The following is a 17,248-nucleotide window of genomic DNA, read 5'->3' on the forward strand; positions in this document are numbered from 1 at the left end:
TGCGATGGGGCCCGACAACGTTTGCTATGCTCTTTGAGGGAAGGGAGCGTCGTCCTTAATCCTCCTACGCTCCATCCACACGAAAAGATCCTGGTAATCCTGGCAGAAAAGGCTTTGGTGGACCCCCGCTTCCGTCCTTTGTATGTATGGCGATAGGTGCAACCGGGGCATTACCCCCCAAGGCGATCGCGTGTTGCAAGTCGACTTTCTGGCGAGTGCCTTGGTGTTACGGTCCTCCCGTATCTCGCGCGAGAACCCCTTGGGGGGAAGCTTGGCTCTGGACTTGGTCTAAAAACGTCGCAACATCGACGGGCGGGTCTCCCGGCGCGAAAGCTGCTCCTTGTGGATCGTTGTTGGGGTTTTTCTTAGTACAAGCGCATAAGGGAAGGGATCGCTCGTACACAACCGACGAGAGTCCAGCTTTGTGCTGTAAGAATGGCCGCTTAATCTTTTTCCCTAAGTCTAACCTGGCTTTACTTCCCGGACAGCTCGGGCTACAGGGGGCTTGGGGAAAAGGTCTCTTTGGAAAAGCAAAGAGAGAAACGCGTTGGGGACAACCCTCCCATAGCTCTTCTCGGGAGCTTTTTGCCTTGGAAAAGGAGCCCGGTCGGCGAAACAAAAGGAAGGGTCCTATTTTTAGCATCAGGACAGCCGATACCATTTCCGGCCCAAACGATCCTCTCCGCGGTCTGGATCGACCGGAAGGAATGCAATTTGTTAAGGATACCGAAGTCGAACAGGGGATAATATGGGTGATTCGTGCGAAAGACTTCCTGTCCGCCCAGAGTTTTCTCTGGGTGTAAGCGGTGCTGGGTGGTGATGGACCGGGGTCTCCCCAACGCCGATTCCACCCCTCCGGGAGTAGGGGCAGGTGGACTTCACGGAGCCTACCAGAGGTGTTCCAGGAAAAATCGCCCTTACAGATCCGATCGAGACGCGGAACGAGGAGAGACGTCCAGTTCACGACCATGTGGTCGAGGAAATAGGAAGTAGCTGAGAGGACTGAGACACTGGTCTCTGAGTGGCCTAACGGCTGAGGATCGGATTGTTCCCGAGCCAGGCAAACGGGAACAAGTGTGAGCTTGACACTATTCGTGTGTCCTGTAGGGTTGACCCACCAAACGTGAGCGGTTGCCTTTTTTCTTTTGGCTCATGTTCTAATAGGTTCTTTGGGTTTAGGCGGGGTAACTCTTTTTCGCATGGCTTGGAGGCAGCTGCATGGTTGAGCGGAGCGCGGTAGAGGCTTGCTACCGGTCCATTTTAGGCCGAGAACCTGAAAACGAGAGGGTCGTCCTAGATTGGCAGAATGGCGCAAATTCTCTGGAAGAGCTAATTGCGGCATTTCTCAAATCAGAGGAATACATGTTTCGGTCGGCCGCTTCTAGTATGGAACGTATTATGGAACGAGGCTATTGGAATGCGCCTTCACGTATCGATGTGGATGTCGTTCCAGAGAAACTGAAGGCTTTGTTTGAGCGTCACCGGTTTCAGTGGGAGTCTCTTGGAAAAAATGAGCCTTTCTGGTCCGTTTGGACTCATGAGCGGTTCAAGAGGGCGAATCTTGACAGCAAGGGAGTTGAAGAATTTTATGCTAGCGGCAAGGCGGAAGTGGATCTCATTGATCTTTTTGCACAACGAAATGGTACACCTGTGCCGCGAGGACTGTGCCTCGAGCTGGGCTGTGGTGTGGGTCGCGTTACCATCCATCTTGCTCGGCGTTTTGATTACGTTCTTGCGATTGATGTTTCAAAAACCCATTTGGAGCGCTGCCAGGAACAGCTGGCGCATCTTGGAATGAAAAATGTGGAGTGCAAACTATTTCGGTCATTCGATGACCTTTGTCATTTCCCGCCGATAGACTTTTTTTATTCGGTAACTTGCTTACAACACAATTGCCCTCCGGTACAACGGTGTGTCCTTGATTCCATTTTGAGTAAGATTACGCCAGGTGGAAGCTTCTTTTTCCAAACTCAAACCCATCGGCCCGGGTATCGATTTGACGCCGATGAATACTTGTCTAGCCCCATCGGCACTATGGATATGCATTGTCTTCCGATGCACGAGATTTTCCAACTTATCGAAAAACACCGTTTGTCTCTTCGTGAGGTCCTAATGGATGGGAGGACCCGCCTTTATGGGTCTCACACCTTTTTTGGTTTCAATCCCGCGACTCCCTCCTGTGCCGTTCCCTACGTCGCGGCGACCGTCGAGAATAGCAGCCGCTAAGGGGACATCTCTTGGATCTTCTGAATGACGCCCTGGTAAATGCGAACAAAATATTCCACTTCCTCTTCTGTATTATCTTTCCCTAGGGTGACCATCAGGTTACTGCGAACTACTTCGCTGGGTAGCCCCAGAATGGCTAGCGTTTGATTTTTTCGCTCCGAAGAGATGAGACACGCCGGACCGGTGGCGACGGCAACGCCCCGGAGATCGCAAAGCAAGGCCTGCGCCTCGCCTTCCGCTCCCGGTACACTCCAATGAAGTTGATAAGGGATCCGATCGGGGCCTGGAGGGGGCCCGTGCCAGAGGATGGTAGGGATTATCTCATTAAGCCGGCTCCAAAGAAGGGCTTGGAGCTTTGCCACGTGATCCATGCGAAGGGAAAGTTCCTCCGAGGCTCGCTGGCAAGCAACGCCTGCGCCTACGATTCCCGGAAGGTTTTCTGTTCCGGGGCGGAGACCCTTTTCTTGTATCCCTCCGTAGAGAAGGGGAGCAAGGGGAGCATCCCTTCTTCGATACAAAATCCCCACCCCTTTCGGGCCATAAAAGCGGTACGGAGTCGCCGAAAGGAAACTCACCCCCAAAGTTTCGACGTCGATCGGGAGCCATCCCACTGCATGGGAACCATCCAAAAAGAGGGGAACGCCAACCCTTTGACACACTTGAGCTAGCTCGCGCACTTTCTGGATAGTGCCCAGCTCATAATGGCCCCAGTGAAGCGCCACCAGTGCGGTGTCTTCTTGCAGGGCCTCTTCCAGTCTACTGGGGTGAATAAACCCTTGCCGATCTACATCGAGCCAGCTTATGCGCCATCCATTGGCTTCCAGCCATTGGATCGGACGCAGGAGCGAAGGGTGTTCCACTCGGGAGCTTATAACGTGGCCCGGCCTGTTTTTTTTCCAGGCTCGAGTCACTCCCTGGATGACTAGATTGGCAGCCTCTGTTCCACCCGAACAGAAAAGGATTTCTCCGGGATCTTTGGCGTGCAGGAGCCTTGCGACCTGTTCTCGAGCTTGTTCCAGAGCCTGACGAGCTCGCACGCCGTAACGATGGAGACTGGCCGTACCCCCAGGGCTGCTCAAAAAAGAAAGCATCGCTTCCCGGACCTCCGGTAAGACCGGCGTGCCAGACTGGTGATCAAAATAGATGTAACCCATTGAGACCGGCGGCTGGCTTTTGGACGCTTAGAGGAAGAGGGTAACCGGGAGGCTCTTTTCCTTTGTTAACGTGAGCGGCGAGTTTGCTCGGTTTGGGTCCGGGAGTAAATTGTGCCAAACCATTGGTCGACCAAGCACAATCCAAAAAAAACCCCATAGGGAATCGAATAGTACAACGAAAAGGTAACTGAATTGAGTCCCAAAAGGAACGTGGAAGCCAAAAGATAGTCTTGCCACCCTTTTTTCCAGATCTTCCAGTTTTCCTGGAAACCGGTCGCACACCTCCAAGCCGGGGTCCCGTCCAGATAGCGGCAACAAGCGACCCCACAAAAAGGGATCCCAAAAAGCGTTCCGGGTGCAACGAATAGGCCGAGCACCGAAACCGGAAGACCTAATAGACCGACCAGCACCCCAAAACCTATGCCCGTCCACAGGAGCAAGGGAAGGATCAGGGTGGGCACGGCGATCGTCAATTTGGCAGCCCCTTCTTTGGCGTAGGCAACCCACCGAGCGGGGTTCCAGGAAGGAAGTCCTTCTGGTTTGCCATCCTTGGCCCGTCGCAAAACCTCAAAGGTGTACCCGAGAGCCAGCCAGAACGTAAGAGCGTTAACCAAAAGGACGGCCCATAGAAAGCCAGTTACTTCGCCTCCCTTTGCTGCCTGAGGAGCAAGCCCAAGCAGCACCGGGTTAATCAGGAGTGTGCCTCCAAGGAAAATCTTTCCAATCCAGTAGCGGTCCTTGAGGAGAACACCAAAAGCGGCTTTGATGTCTTCAAAAAGTTCTTCTCCGGTCCAGGTCACAGGTCTCGGTGCCCCGCTCATAACCCTTGGACGAAGATGAGCAGTCCCCAGCGTACCGTTCTCCAGGATTGCTCTTTCTTCAGTCTTCCCAGCTTTCCGGTTCTGCTTCCCCGATTATCGGTTCCGATCTCGCCGCAGCAAGCTTTTGAAGAACCGTTTGGTCTTCCAGGGTGCTGAGATCGCCACGCACTTCCGATCGGTTTGCGACACTTTTTAGCAACCGCCGCATGATTTTCCCGCTGCGGGTCTTCGGAAGGGCTTCCGTAAAATGGATCTCTTCGGGTTTTGCGATCGGCCCAATTTGCCGAGCTACATGAGCTCGCAATTCTTCCATTAAAGCCTGTGTGGGTGACGCTTTTTCTTTGAGGATAACAAACGCTACTAGGGCTTGCCCCTTGAGAGGATCGGGTCGCCCAACGACAGCTGCTTCGGCTACGGCCGGGTGGCTGACCAGAGCGCTTTCTACCTCGGCTGTTCCAAGCCGATGTCCGGAGACGTTGAGCACGTCATCCATGCGTCCAACGATCCAGAAATAACCGTCCTGGTCCCGGTAGGCTGCGTCTCCGGTAAAGTAACAACCCGGAACCGGGGTCCAGTAGATCTGGCGATAGGCATCCGGGTCTTGATAGAGGGTCCGCAACATAGAAGGCCAAGGCCTTCGAAGGACGAGCCGCCCTTTGTTTCCTGGGGGTAGTTCGTTCCCTTCGGGATCGACGACGGCGGCATCGACGCCAAAGAAAGGAAGCGTAGCTGACCCGGGTTTTAAGGGAGTGACCCCAGGAAGAGGAGCAATCATGATTGCCCCTGTCTCTGTTTGCCACCAGGTGTCGACAACCGGACAGCGACCCCCTCCGACTTTTTCAAAATACCACATCCATACCTCGGGGTTGATGGGTTCCCCCACGCTCCCCAAGAGCCGGAGGCTGGAGAGGTCTGACTTGGAGAGCCATTCTTCACCCCATCGGAGGAAGGCACGAATGGCCGTAGGGGCCGTATAAAAGATGCTAATCCTGTGTCGCTCGATCATCTCCCAGAACCGGCTGGGGGATGGATGATCGGGAGCACCTTCGTAGACAAAAACCGTTCCTCCGCAGGCCAGGGGTCCATAGACCACGTAGCTATGCCCCGTGATCCAACCGACATCGGCTGTGCACCAGTAAAGGTCTTCATCCCGCAGGTCGAAGATATACTCTGTGGTCACCATCGCTCCCAAGAGGTAACCGGCGGTGGTGTGGAGAACACCCTTGGGTTTGCCCGTACTCCCACTGGTATAAAGGATAAACAGAGGATCTTCACTCCCCATTCTTTCTGCCGTATGAAAGCTGCGCACCTTCTCTAGTTCTTGATCCAGCCAGTAATCCCGGCCTTCTACCCAGGGAATCGGGCAATGGGTCCTACGGACCACAAGAACAGTCTGGACGCAGGAAAGCTCGGCCAGCGCGGCGTCCAGGTTTTCCTTTAGAGGTATAATCGCCCCCCGCCGGTAACCCCCGTCGGCGGTCACCACCAGCCTAGCCTGGGAGTCAAGGATTCTTTCTTGGAGAGCGCCCGGTCCAAATCCCCCAAAAACAACGCTGTGAACCGCTCCGATCCGAGCGCAGGCCAGCATCGTGATGAGGGCCTCGGGAATCATGGGAAGATAGATGACTACCCGATCCCCGCGGCGTACACCGTGCCGAAGAAGAACGTTGGCCAGCCGACACACCTCACGGTGGAGCTCTTGGTAGGTGAGAACACGTATCTGGCCCTGGGGTTCCCCTTCCCAAACGATTGCGGCTTTGTACCGCCTTGGACCTTCCAGATGGCGATCGACGCAGTTAACACAGGCATTGAGTTCTCCTCCGACAAACCATCGAGCAAATGGCGGTTCCCACTGAGAGACCGTGCGCCATTTCCGATACCAGGAAATTTTCCGTGCCTGTTCTGCCCAGAAAACCTCAGGCTTTTGCAAAGACTCCCGGTAGAGTCTTCGGTATTGGGTCAGCGAAGAAATCCGCGGCTTGCGCGTTCCGCGCCACCGAGGGGAAGGAATGTTTCTTATCTTCGTCAGCCCAGCGGTGATTCCCCTTACCTCATCCGGACTTTTTTCGTCGCTGTTCCTCACTGACACATATCCTTTGACTTCGTTTGAACTTTCCAGCCGTAGCCAGTCTTTAGCACTGTTTACGGAGCCTAGAAGATTTTTACTACTTTTTTTGTTGAGGCAACTTTCTCCTGTCGGAGGCTCGCGCGTTTGCGTACGGTCGCAAAGACTTCCTTTTTTTGCCAGATTCGATCAAAAGGTTGAAGAAACGCTCCCGGAAAGTGCATGATGCGTGACACTGGTTCTCCCCAGTCGGCATGCCCCCTCGGAGGGGGTACATGGATCTGGAAAAGACTTTTTCCTTCCGTCCAGCAAACCGCGTTTTGGTTGGTTGGATGGATGGGGATTGAGTTTGTAGTCGTGGTTGTAGCTCTCTCCATGGATCCGGTATGGGAGAGGGCGCTTCTGGCGCAATCGAAAAACCCGTTATGGCGCGAAGTTGCGGAACGAATCAGCTACTGGGGAGATTTTTTTCCCGGAGTTTTTCTTGTGGTCTTGGTTCTTTGGATCGGGGCCTTTGTTGGCCACAGAAAGCACTGGCGCGAGCGAGCCTACGCCATTCTCGTAGCGGCCACGCTCGCGGGGCTTTCGGCGGATCTTCTCCGAATCGTATTAGGTCGGCCGAGGCCCGATGCCACAGTGAAAGCTTGCCTGCAGGAGCTAGGAACTCTTCCCAGGCCCTGGCTCGTTCTTCCCACTCCTTCTCCTCCCGGTCGACTCACCGACGGTTTGTACGGCTGGCAGGGAAAGGATCTTTTCCATAGCTTGCCGTCGGGTCATGCGGCCAGTGCTAGCGCAACCGCGACCGTTCTTTCCATCGAATGGCCGAGCTTACTACCTTTTTGGATGTGTGGCGCGGCGAGCGTGCTCTGGTCTCGAGCAGTTTTGGGCAGACATCGCTTTTCCGATCTTGTGGCCGGCATGGTTTTAGGGCTTGCTTTTGGCTTGCGGGTGGCTCCGAGAACTTCCAGGGGAACTCTCGTTAAAGGGCACCGGAGCCGGAGGGAGGAGTAGCGGGTTGTTTCTCTGGCTCCATCTGTACAGGAACGATCGAATCAAGAATGGCTCGGAAGGCGGTTATGCTTTGCCGATAGGATTTGGGGTTCCGGGAGCTCATGACAAGCGAGGCCACTCCGCATCCTAGCCCAACGTAGGCAGCACGTTCGGAAACGGGATATCGGCTTGTGGGGGGATATTCATAGAGGAGATACATCAGGCCTTGGACGGTTTTTCCCTTTTCGAGTCGTTTGGGCTTAAGAGCCGGATTGTGCTTGAGGAGTTCCTTTACGGCTCGCTGGGCGAAGGTTTCCGCGTCCCTGTGCTCCGGCCCGGAAAGCTGGGCGTAGATCACTGTTTCGGCCTGTGCCCAGCTGGAATTCTCAGGGTAGAAGACGCAGGAAAGTCCTTGGCTTTGTCCCGACTCGTTGTCGAGTACCCAGTGAGGAGGAGCCTTGATGAAAAAGGCACAGTTAGGGCCATACACAATCCCGGCACCCTGGAGGTCTCCTGGTGTCTGGCTTTGCTTCTGGGTCGATTGCGAGGAGGGCGGAGGCTCTTGGCTTCGAGCTGAGATAAGGCAAAGGCTTCCTAGGACTAGCAGCCACCCAAACGTTGGACAAAATCCCTTGCGCGGAGTCCGGTAGCTGGGCTTCAGAGCTCTGGCACAGCTGGTTTTCCCGAGGAAATGGGTGAAAGAGCAAATGAAATCTTTCCCGCGAGCTAAGGAGAAAAAAACGCTGGGAGCAGGCGAGGGAGGGGAAAAAGGTTCCAAGAATCTTCCCTGTATCACGCCTCCTCCCAAGAGGCAATGCCAAGAAGAAAACTTTTTAGCTGCGTAGTCTTGGTCCGATGTGACTTGCGTTTGAATTAGGCTAAGGGCCTTTGGACTCCAAAAACGCACAGCAAGCCAAAGAAAAGAGAATCTGTGCGGTGCGAGCCTCGGTGGGGGATAGCCCAGTGTGCACGAGGGACCGAGCGCGCCAAAGGAACCATCGTGGGCCAGTGGTTTTTTCCGAAGCGAGAGATCTCCCTGTTGGGGGGCCCGTCAAAAGGTCGGGGAAAAGCAGGGAACCTGAGGAGGTAAAAATCGCTTTGGAAGGGAAAAGAGAGCTTTTTAGCGTGGAGGCGCGCGTGGAAAGCGGGCGCCAAAGGCGCGGGGCCCAAACGCACGTTTTTTGCTTAAGCCGGAGAGGAGCGAGCCACTACGCCGTGACAGAATAGCTCGACGAAGGTTTTAACCACTTCGGAAAGGTCCATGGCGGGCTGTGCGGAGCCGCATTCAAACATCCCAAAAATACGTTTTCCTAGATAATAGTGAACAAGCATTCCAAAAAAAGCTCGGGCAGCCAACAACGGAGGAACCCTTCGGAGTCGTCCCTCCTTTTGCTTCTGAAGGATGTAATCGGCTGTCAGACGGTGCAAGTGATGGGTAAAGGCTTCATAAAACATCCCGGCCAGCTGGTGTCCTTCTAGCGCGCTAAAATAGAGAAGACGAACAAACTGAGGGTCTTCTTCCATTGCCCGGAGGACTTCTTCCCCGAGAGCTTGGAAGAAAGCCTCCGGCTCGGCCGGGGGCTGGGCAAAAAATGGCTTTCCCGGGGTGAGCGGGCATTCTTGGATCTTTTTTTGAATGATCGCCGCGTACAGGGTCTCTTTGTTGGGAAAGTAGCGAAAGATCAGCGCTTCGTTGACCCCGGCCTGCTGTGCAATTTTCCGGGTAGTTGTTCCGCGGAAACCGTGGGCCGAAAAAAGCTCGACAGCAGCCTGTAGGATTCGATCCGCTGTGTTCTGTGCTTTAGCTGCTTGACGCATTGACTGATTGACTTCTTATTAAGGAAAGTAAGTACTTACTTGGACCGGGCGTCAATGAATTTCTTTAGGCCAGAACGCGCTACGGGGGTGTCCCAGGCGGATCCTGCAGCGAGGGATGAGTTAGCCTCTGGGCCCAACCAGCAAAGAAGTGACGTTTCCCCGAGTCCTAGAGCGGACGAGGACGGTCCGCCTACACTCGGCTCCACTGAGCCTCGCTGGAGATCTGCGCCCAAACTCGGAGGCCCCTTGGGACTGGGAGTGGTTCTGGTTGTTTTCGGAGGGATAACGGGCGTTCTTTTGGCCTTCTGGTGGACGCGCGTTTCCTCCTATGAAACCACGGATGACGCGTTCCTTGAGGGGCACATCATCCGTGTGGCGCCGCGAGTGGCGGGACATGTGCGCAAGTGTTACGTGGACGATAATCAAGAAGTCCAAAAAGGGCAGCTTTTGGTCGAGATTGACCCAGACATGTATCGAGTAGGGTTAAAGGCAGCCGAGGCCCAGGGCGAGGAGGCCTACTGGGAATGGCGTCGTATGGAAGCCATGCGAAAAAGCCTTTCGGTCTCGGAATTCGATCTGCAAAAGGCAAAAGCCAAGGCCCTTTCGCTAGAGGCGCTGGCCGAATCAGCACGCCTGCAGCTGGCCTACACGCAGATTGTGGCTCCTGTGGATGGGCGGGTAACCAAAAAGACGGTGGAAGAAGGAAACTATGTCCGAGTGGGAGACACGCTTTTTTCTCTTGTGCCCAAAAACGTATGGGTAGTCGCCAATTTTAAAGAATCCCAGCTAACCTGGATGCGGCCCGGCCAACCTGCAGAAATTCGTGTGGACGCCTATCCTCAGAGGCGCTGGAAAGGTCACGTGGATAGTATCCAGCGGGGAAGTGGCGCCCGTTTTAGCCTTCTGCCACCGGAAAACGCCACTGGGAATTACGTGAAGGTGGTGCAGCGGGTTCCCGTAAAAATTGTCTTCGATGAGCCGATTCATGGACCGTACGAACTAGGCCCCGGAATGTCGGTCGTCCCCACGGTCAAGGTCAAGGATCCCGTTCTTTCCGCTGGCGATGTCCTGGTGGCTGCCACTGTCGGATCGTTTAGCGGAGCCCTTGTGGCCGGATTTGCGTGGCATCACAGGAAAAAAAGGGAACTTCTACGGGCCTGACGAAGGAAAGCGGGAAAGCGGAACCGGGTGGTTGTCCGGTCCACAAGCACCGAGAGGATAAACTCCTATGTCCGCAAGTTCCTTTGACTTGCGAGCCCAGTCCTGGCGCCCTAGGCACAATCCTTGGGCCATTGCGCTCGCCGCCATGCTGGCCACTTTCATGGAAGTTCTGGACACGTCGGTGGCCAACGTGGCTTTACCCCATATTGCCGGGAGTCTCTCGGCGGGTACGAGCGAATCTACCTGGGTATTGACCAGTTATCTTGTTTCCAACGCGATCGTTCTTCCGGCAAGCGGGTGGTTTTCGCTCATTTTTGGTCGAAAACGTTTCTTTCTTTCCTGCATCGCTCTTTTCACCCTAAGCTCCGCGGTCTGTGGAGCCGCCCAGAACCTTCCCCAGTTGATTTTTGCCCGGGTGATCCAGGGATTGGGGGGAGGAGCCCTGCAACCGGTTTCCCAAGCCATCCTCTTGGAAAGTTTCCCTCCGGAGAAGCGGGGGATGGCCATGGGGGTGTTTGCTATGGGGGTTGTCGTGGCGCCGATCGTGGGTCCCATTCTAGGAGGGTGGCTGACCGACACTTATTCGTGGCGCTGGATTTTTTATGTCAACCTTCCCGTGGGTATCGCTGCCGTCGTTTTATGCCAATGGTTGCTGGAAGACCCGCCCTACCTGCGGCAGGAAGCGGAGAAGGGTCGCCAAGTAGATTGGATTGGATTTTCTTTGATGGCAGTGGGTTTGGGAGCTCTCCAAATCGTACTGGACAAAGGTCAGGAAGAAAACTGGTTTGATAGTGCTTGGATCACCCGGCTCAGCTGGCTTTCAGCCGTCACGCTTGTTTGTTTCGTTGTGCGAGAACTTTTGACCCCGGACCCGATTGTCCAGCTTTCCGTCCTCCGGGATCGGAATTTTGCGCTTGGCACGCTTCTGGTTTTCCTTCTGGGCGCGGTCCTTTACGGGTCGACAGCGGCTGTGCCCCTTTTTTTGCAATCCTTGCTCGGATATACGGCCTTTTTGAGCGGCTGGGCGTTAAGCCCACGAGGGGTGGGTGCCTTCCTTGCAAGCGTAGGAGTCGGGAAAGCGCTTTCCCGGTGGTCTGGGCGGCCCATCATGGCTGGGGCGTTTCTTCTTCTGGCCGGATCGCTTTTGGCTTTGAGCGAGGCAACTCTTCAAACCAGCATGGAAAACATCCAGTGGCCGGTCTTTGTCAACGGGCTTGCGATTAGTGGTATTTTTGTGCCCTTGACGACACTGGCCAGTACCACACTGCCTCGGGAGCGGATCAACCAGAGTACCGGGCTTTTCAATCTTGCGCGTAATATTGGAGGGAGCTTTGGGATTGCTTTGATGACTACCTTTCACGACCGTTGGGCACAGGTGCACCAGGCCTACCTTATAAGCCACCTGACTCCAGAAAACCCCTTCTACCGAGCGCAAGTGGAGCTTTTCCAGACCCTCGTTCGCCCACAGGCTCCCGCTAGCGGGCCGGAGGCAACCGCTTTGCAGCTGCTCTACACGACCGTGCTGGCCCAGGCGGAACTGTGGTCATTTGTCGATATTTTTCGAGCGATGACGGGCCTTTCTCTGTTTTGTCTTCCCCTTTGCTTTCTTTTTCGGGAGTCAAAACGCGAACGCTCAGCTAGGGGGACGTTGCACTAACTGCTTGCTTGGCCTGGGGGGTGAGCGGGCGGCAACGGAAGGAAAAATAACCCTTGGTTACAGGGAGTGCTTCGAGTGTTCTTGGACGGTCTTGCCGTTATTCTTTTCAAGACCTCTTTAGTCCTCATCGGGCAGGTTTCCGGAGCGCTTGCTCCCGCATCCCGCGAGGTTTTGCAAAAAAAATCTCTCGGCAACGAAAGGAATAAGAGGGCTTTTTTGTGTTCCATGAGAAAAAGCCCGATCGGGTTTTTGGGTTGGGTCAAAGGGAGTGGCTTTCCCAATTCGAAGATTGTTGGCGAGCTTTTGGAAGAAGCCTAGGTGCGGCAGTTTTTCCGCATTCAGAGCAATTTTTTTGTGTTTCCTTTTTCCTTTGGTTTCTCAAGAAGGGTGGCCAATAGCATGTTTCAGCCGAGTCGATTCGGACACTTTCCCATCGAAAAACTTTCGAGTTTAGGAACAGAGCCCAAAAGAGGTACGCACAACCACGCCCCTTGCGACGCTAGGAGGTGAGGTTTTTTGGACGGGTTAGAGCAAAAAGACCTTCTTTTTCCCGACCTCCTCGAGTCCTATCCTAGGCGGCTGGCGTTTTGGGGAGTCGGTCCTTCCGGCCCTGGCTATTCCAATTTTTGGATTCGTGTTTGGTTCGAAGGAACCCTTGGCTGCACGACAGGACCTCGACCGCGATGGTGGCTTCTCCGGCTGGCTCGAAGGATTCCTCCAGGCGGGATTCTTGAGGAACTGGTCGGATACAGCCGCGGAGTGGTTACAGCGGTCCGGTTGGCAAGGATATTGGAGTCTCGAAGAGTTACGATAAGAGAATTTTTGGCCTTGGACCCGATCGTATTCCATGGGCGTTGCCTTTGTGTTCCCGAGAACGTTATCCGGGCGACTTGTTACTACCAGAGGAACGGGGCTCGGACATTGGGTCTTTGGGGCCGTCTTGGACGAGGGGTTCCTTTAGCAAGACGAGGCGGTGGGGGAAACGAGCTAGTGAATGTTTTGCTAACGACGGATTGTAACGGGCGAAGGATTTTGCATGAGGATGTTCCTAGCTACGTTTGGCACCATCTTCGTGAACAGGGGTTTCCGAAAGAAGCCTCCACAGGGTTCTTGGAGATCGAGAAGGAAAGGTAACGCCTCAGTGCTACTTGCGTAGCCTGGAAAAGGGGGAGGGAGTACGGCCAACCCTTCTCTTTTAGGAAAGAAGCTCTGCGGGGCCCCAAAAAGCCCGGCCAATTCCTGAGCCCGCGTTTGCCTGGTAGGAGGTTTTACGTGATAGTAGGATAGTGCCGCAGTTACGAGCTTCCCCTTTGCTTCTTATTGGTAATCGCTGGGTGGATGGTACGGGGAGCTATCCATTGCGGGACCCTTACTGGGGCAAAGTGATCGCCGAGGTTCCCCTCGCCGACCTCTCCCTATGCAAGGAAGCGATCCGACTGGCTCATGAGGCGTTTGCGACCACCAGCCGGGAAGCTCCGTGTGACCGAGCCGAGCGATTGGTTCGAATCGCCTCCCTAATCGAAAGCCGTAAGGATGACTTCGTTGAAACGATTGTGATGGAGGTTGGCAAGCCCAGGCGGCTAGCGACGGTGGAAGTGGAAAGGGCTATTGTCACGTTCCGAGCAGCTGCTGAGGAGGCTCGACGGGAACTGGGAGAGCTTTTGTCTCTTCAGGGCTTTCCTACCGGCAAGGGTTACTTCGGGTGGGTGAAACGGTTCCCGATCGGGGTCGTTTTCGCCATTACTCCTTTCAATTTTCCTCTCAACACGGTAGCGCATAAAGTTGCTCCTTGTTTGGCCACCGGTAACCCGATGGTCCTCAAACCTTCTCCCAAGGCGCCTCTTACGGCCATTCTTTTGTCAGAACTCCTTTTGGAAGCCGGTATTGTCCCGGGACAATACAACTTGATTGTTTGTGGGAATGAGGAAGTGGCAGAGCTGGTTGTGGACGATCGAGTCCGGAAGGTTTCTTTTACGGGGAGCGCTGAGGTGGGTTGGAAGCTTAAGGCCCTTTGCCCTGAGAAAAGGGTAACCCTGGAACTTGGAGGCAATGCGGCTGTCATCGTAGATGAACGCAGTGATTGGTTGAAAGCAATTGGTCCCATTGCTATGGGAGCCTTTGCCTACGCGGGTCAATCGTGCATTAGTGTCCAGCGCGTGCTTGTTCATCGCTCGATCTATGAGGCTTTCCGCGACGCGCTGGTGAGCTTTACGCAGAAGGAGATTCACATAGGTGATCCGAACCGTCCCGAAGTTGTGGTGGGGCCGCTCATCGACGCTTCGGCCGCAGAGCGAATCGCTCGGTGGCTGGCCAAGGCCCAGGAAAAGGGAGCCAGGATTGTATGCGGGGGACGCTTCCAAGGTCCGTGCTTGGAGCCGACGATTGTCGAGACGCAAGAGGAGGAGCTAGAAATCGTGTGCGAAGAGGTTTTTGCTCCTCTTTTGGTCTTGTCGCACTTTGATTCTTTCGACGAGGCCTTGCAGAGGGTAAACCGGTCCCGGTATGGGTTACAGGCAGGGGTTTTCACCCGGGATCTTTATCGGGCTATGCAAGCTTTTGAGACCCTGGAGGTGGGTGCGGTGCTGATCAATCAGATTCCGACGTTTCGGATTGAAACGATGCCCTACGGGGGAGTGAAACGGAGTGGTTTTGGGCGCGAGGGGATCCGGTATGCGATGGAAGGCATGACCGAACCACGCGTTTGCCTTTGGAATTGTAACTAGGGGCTCAAACGGGTACGGGAGGTTGGGAAAGCGACTCGGATTGGTGTTTCGGCCGAGCAATAGGGTATGCAATCGAACATTCGGGAGCTTTTGGAAAGCCTGCTCCGCCTGCAGGAGAAAGATGTGAGGGTGCTCAAACTGGAGGAGGAACTTTTGCGTATTCCGAAGGAAAAATCCGTCCATGAGCAAAAATACGAAAAAGTCCGGCTCGAGTGGGAAGCCCGCAAAAAGGAACTGCAAGAGCTAGAGGTTCAACGGAAGCGCTTGGAACTGGAAGCACAAGCGTTACGCGATCGGATTGCCAAGTACAAACTGCAACAAATGCAGACACGGAAAAACGATCAGTACCAAGCGCTGGGTCATGAAATTGAGTTGGCGTCCCAGGAGGTTGCCCGGATCGAGGACCAGGAACTTTCGCTTATGGAGCAAGCCGAGATCTTAAAGGGACGCTTGCAAGAGCTAGAATCGCAGGTAAGGGCAGAAAAGCTCCAGTTCGAAGAGAATGTTGCGGCTTTGGAGGCAAGGAAGCGACGATTGGAAGAGGAATTGGAGAAGACCCGGCGGCAAGTGAAGGAGGCGGAAGAAAAGCTAGACACCGAACTCCTCAGAAAGTACCGGCGGATCTGGCAAGCTCGAAAACCCCTGGCGCTAGCTCCTGTGACCCAGGACTCATGCGGGGGCTGCCACATGAAGATTCCGCGTCAAACGGTCTTGGACGTACGATCAGAAAAAAAATGGGTCGAGTGCGAAAATTGTGGTCGTTTTCTCTACTGGGCGGGGGAAACAGGGGTCTAGTTTCGCCTCCTTCGTAAAGCTCGGGCGATTTCCTTTTGCGCTTCCCGTTCCTTGAGTGCTTCCCGCTTGTCTCCTTTGGATTTACCCTCTGCGAGTCCCAAAAGAACTTTGATCTTTCGGTTTTTCCAGTAGAGCTTAAGCGGGATAAGCGTCCGGCCTCGGATCGAAAGTTTCCCTTCCAACCGGCGGATCTCCGCTTTGTGGAGAAGAAGTTTTCTTTTGGCCTTTGGATCAAAGGAGGGATCGGGCTGGTTTTGGTAGGGCTGGATATCCATATGGTAAAGCCAGGCTTCCCCGTCTTCCACCCGGGCGAAGGAACCGGCCACATTTCCTCGTCCGAGTCGAAGGGACTTGACTTCGGGACCGCGAAGCTGGATGCCCGCCTCTAGCGTTTCGACCACGTGGTAGTCGTGATAGGCCCGTCGGTTGACTAAAATGTCTTCTCCCATCGTTCGTTCTGTCTCAATCGAAAAGAAAAACGAATTCTGGAACTTGGGCAGGGAACCTCGTTTCTTTGGGTTTTCTTTCTTTTACCGATGGAAAACCCATCTTGAAGCGGCCAAGGCTCACTCCCAGGAGCATTCGGTTGTTCCAAGCGTGCTCCCGGAGGTTGTAAGCCGTCTTCTAAGCGTGGGGAAAAGGTAGGTTTTTCCGTAGGTCCGTAAAGGAAAGCCGTTTCCTTGTTTCTATGGGCCGATCGGCTCGTTGAGAGCTCCGAGGGCTTGCGGAAAGCCCAGAGGTTACTCCCAAGAAAGCTCCGTTTGTTGGATGCCGTGACCTCGAATGCGTCGGACACCAGACGGTTAAGCGGAACTTGGGGGAGGGGGGACTTCCTCAATGAGCTCGTAGGAAAGTTTGCCCTCACCGATCTCTTTGAGCGCAATTTCAAGAAATCCCCAGTCTGCGGGCGCTTCCACCAGCGGGCGCGCTCCTCGCGCAAGCAATCGCACTCTTCGGGATACGACGTTGACTAGGATTTCCGGGGTCGGAATTTTTTCCAGAGCTTGTTTCAAAAGGGCCGGGTCTTTCATGTGAGCTTGCCGCGCTTTTACCCTATACAAAGTTTGACGGTGTGCCAGGGCTTTTTTCTTGTTTTCAGCACGTCTCGGTTACGGTTTTTGGTACCAGTCGATCCGCGCGGGCGGAAGGTTGCGCCAGACAGTCGCTCCTTTCCCTTTGTGGAAAGCCTCGAAAGGCCCTCTGGCCCAGGGACGCAAGTCGTAAGTAAACTGGATCACTTTCCCACCCGGCGGTAAAACCAGTTCAATCTCCCGTTCCAGCCTCGATCGTGTAAGGGGGGACAGCGAGCGAAAGGGAAGCGAGGAGACCACGTGGGAAATCAACGGGCAGACCTGTCCGAAAGTAGCCCGTAATATCCCCCTCAACTCTTGGGCGTCTCCATGAATGATGAGCAGACGCGGAAATTGTTCCGTGAGGAGATGGACGAGCCGCAGGGATTGTTCGACCACAATGAGCCGTTGCGGAGGAATGCCTTGTCGGAGAAGGGCACGGGTAACGGATCCCGTTCCCGCCCCCAGCTCCAAAACCCATGACCCGGAAGGGCGCTTGACACAACGAGCCATGGCCTCGGCCAGATAGAGGGAGCTTGGCACAAGCGCACCCACGCTCCGTGGATGGAGAAGACTTTCTTTGGCAAAAACGAGAGTTTTTTGGAGGTTTTTTACGACAGAAACCGTCCACGGGCGAGAGGTCTGGCTGGCTTTGGGGAGGCATACGACTCCCAGATCCCGGGCGGCCGAATCTTTATGCTCCGCATCGCTAGGCAACTCTGGGAAAAGCATAGCGTCTTACAAAACTGATAAGTTTTTGGATTGATA

15 protein-coding genes are annotated in these 17,248 nt (G+C 54.6%); 7 read left to right on the forward strand and 8 right to left on the reverse strand.

The features are described 5' to 3' along the window. The first annotated feature begins 1,218 nt into the window (after window positions 1–1,218). Window positions 1,219–2,226 (forward strand): class I SAM-dependent methyltransferase, encoded by a 1,008-nt coding sequence (locus KK925_RS10095; protein ID WP_174582511.1) that lies wholly within the window; start codon window positions 1,219–1,221, stop codon window positions 2,224–2,226. Here KK925_RS10095 and KK925_RS10100 read toward each other — a convergent pair. From KK925_RS10100 to acs, 3 genes are all read right to left on the reverse strand, one after another. After that, the gene (locus KK925_RS10100) at window positions 2,223–3,380 is read right to left on the reverse strand and encodes a cysteine desulfurase family protein (RefSeq protein WP_174582512.1); all 1,158 of its coding nucleotides are present in this window, start codon (window positions 3,378–3,380) and stop codon (window positions 2,223–2,225) included. The genes KK925_RS10095 and KK925_RS10100 overlap by 4 nt on opposite strands. 65 nt (window positions 3,381–3,445) lie before the next feature. Next, window positions 3,446–4,201, reverse strand: a complete 756-nt coding sequence (locus KK925_RS10105) for a DUF4013 domain-containing protein (protein WP_174582513.1) — start codon at window positions 4,199–4,201, stop codon at window positions 3,446–3,448. Window positions 4,202–4,259: 58 nt separating this feature from the next. Next, window positions 4,260–6,284, reverse strand: coding sequence for an acetate--CoA ligase (acs, locus tag KK925_RS10110; protein ID WP_174582514.1), 2,025 nt, complete (start codon window positions 6,282–6,284; stop codon window positions 4,260–4,262). Window positions 6,285–6,488: 204 nt separating this feature from the next. Between acs and KK925_RS10115 the strand changes: the two genes are divergently transcribed. Continuing rightward, on the forward strand, window positions 6,489–7,277 hold the full coding sequence (locus KK925_RS10115) for a phosphatase PAP2 family protein (RefSeq protein ID WP_174582515.1): 789 nt from the start codon (window positions 6,489–6,491) through the stop codon (window positions 7,275–7,277). Here KK925_RS10115 and KK925_RS10120 read toward each other — a convergent pair. Next, entirely contained in the window at window positions 7,246–8,034 is a 789-nt protein-coding gene (locus KK925_RS10120) for a hypothetical protein (RefSeq protein WP_174582516.1), read from the reverse strand. The genes KK925_RS10115 and KK925_RS10120 overlap by 32 nt on opposite strands. A gap of 407 nt (window positions 8,035–8,441) precedes the next feature. Next, a complete protein-coding gene (locus tag KK925_RS10125) occupies window positions 8,442–9,074 on the reverse strand; it encodes a TetR/AcrR family transcriptional regulator (RefSeq protein WP_174582517.1) in 633 nt (210 codons plus the stop codon). A 54-nt stretch (window positions 9,075–9,128) separates the two neighbouring features. On the opposite strand from KK925_RS10125, the gene KK925_RS10130 reads away from it, so the two are divergent. The 5 genes from KK925_RS10130 to KK925_RS10150 all read left to right on the forward strand — a co-directional run bounded on the left by KK925_RS10130 (window position 9,129) and on the right by KK925_RS10150 (window position 15,410). After that, window positions 9,129–10,235 carry an HlyD family secretion protein gene (locus KK925_RS10130; RefSeq protein ID WP_174582518.1) on the forward strand — a complete coding sequence of 369 codons (1,107 nt, stop codon included), beginning with the start codon at window positions 9,129–9,131 and terminating at the stop codon, window positions 10,233–10,235. Window positions 10,236–10,302: 67 nt separating this feature from the next. Further along, window positions 10,303–11,892, forward strand: a complete 1,590-nt coding sequence (locus KK925_RS10135) for a DHA2 family efflux MFS transporter permease subunit (protein WP_174582519.1) — start codon at window positions 10,303–10,305, stop codon at window positions 11,890–11,892. Between the two features lie 516 nt (window positions 11,893–12,408). Beyond that, window positions 12,409–13,026 (forward strand): hypothetical protein, encoded by a 618-nt coding sequence (locus KK925_RS10140; protein ID WP_174582520.1) that lies wholly within the window; start codon window positions 12,409–12,411, stop codon window positions 13,024–13,026. A gap of 152 nt (window positions 13,027–13,178) precedes the next feature. Next, the gene (locus KK925_RS10145; protein WP_174582521.1) at window positions 13,179–14,615 is read left to right on the forward strand and encodes an aldehyde dehydrogenase family protein; all 1,437 of its coding nucleotides are present in this window, start codon (window positions 13,179–13,181) and stop codon (window positions 14,613–14,615) included. Window positions 14,616–14,681: 66 nt separating this feature from the next. Beyond that, a complete protein-coding gene (locus KK925_RS10150) occupies window positions 14,682–15,410 on the forward strand; it encodes a zinc ribbon domain-containing protein (protein WP_174582522.1) in 729 nt (242 codons plus the stop codon). On the opposite strand, the gene smpB is transcribed toward KK925_RS10150, so the two are convergent. From smpB to KK925_RS10165, 3 genes are all read right to left on the reverse strand, one after another. Continuing rightward, window positions 15,407–15,859, reverse strand: coding sequence for an SsrA-binding protein SmpB (gene smpB, locus KK925_RS10155; RefSeq protein WP_174582523.1), 453 nt, complete (start codon window positions 15,857–15,859; stop codon window positions 15,407–15,409). The genes KK925_RS10150 and smpB overlap by 4 nt on opposite strands. 354 nt (window positions 15,860–16,213) lie before the next feature. Further along, window positions 16,214–16,441, reverse strand: coding sequence for a DNA-directed RNA polymerase subunit omega (locus KK925_RS10160; protein WP_174582524.1), 228 nt, complete (start codon window positions 16,439–16,441; stop codon window positions 16,214–16,216). 78 nt (window positions 16,442–16,519) lie between these two features. After that, the gene (locus tag KK925_RS10165) at window positions 16,520–17,212 is read right to left on the reverse strand and encodes a class I SAM-dependent methyltransferase (RefSeq protein WP_174582525.1); all 693 of its coding nucleotides are present in this window, start codon (window positions 17,210–17,212) and stop codon (window positions 16,520–16,522) included. Window positions 17,213–17,248 lie beyond the last annotated feature (36 nt).

The sequence above is a fragment of the Candidatus Methylacidithermus pantelleriae genome, from assembly GCF_905250085.1.
In the GTDB taxonomy this organism is placed as follows: Bacteria; Verrucomicrobiota; Verrucomicrobiia; order Methylacidiphilales; family Methylacidiphilaceae; genus Methylacidithermus; species Methylacidithermus pantelleriae.

Coding starts and splice junctions, on each gene's coding strand:
- KK925_RS10095 (WP_174582511.1), top strand. CDS start 1,219: ATGGTTGAGCGGAGCGCGGTAGAGGCTTGCTACCGGTCCATTTTAGGC.
- KK925_RS10100 (WP_174582512.1), bottom strand. CDS start 3,380: ATGGGTTACATCTATTTTGATCACCAGTCTGGCACGCCGGTCTTACCG.
- KK925_RS10105 (WP_174582513.1), bottom strand. CDS start 4,201: ATGAGCGGGGCACCGAGACCTGTGACCTGGACCGGAGAAGAACTTTTT.
- KK925_RS10115 (WP_174582515.1), top strand. CDS start 6,489: ATGATGCGTGACACTGGTTCTCCCCAGTCGGCATGCCCCCTCGGAGGG.
- KK925_RS10125 (WP_174582517.1), bottom strand. CDS start 9,074: ATGCGTCAAGCAGCTAAAGCACAGAACACAGCGGATCGAATCCTACAG.
- KK925_RS10130 (WP_174582518.1), top strand. CDS start 9,129: ATGAATTTCTTTAGGCCAGAACGCGCTACGGGGGTGTCCCAGGCGGAT.
- KK925_RS10135 (WP_174582519.1), top strand. CDS start 10,303: ATGTCCGCAAGTTCCTTTGACTTGCGAGCCCAGTCCTGGCGCCCTAGG.
- KK925_RS10150 (WP_174582522.1), top strand. CDS start 14,682: ATGCAATCGAACATTCGGGAGCTTTTGGAAAGCCTGCTCCGCCTGCAG.
- smpB (WP_174582523.1), bottom strand. CDS start 15,859: ATGGGAGAAGACATTTTAGTCAACCGACGGGCCTATCACGACTACCAC.
- KK925_RS10160 (WP_174582524.1), bottom strand. CDS start 16,441: ATGAAAGACCCGGCCCTTTTGAAACAAGCTCTGGAAAAAATTCCGACC.
- KK925_RS10165 (WP_174582525.1), bottom strand. CDS start 17,212: ATGCTTTTCCCAGAGTTGCCTAGCGATGCGGAGCATAAAGATTCGGCC.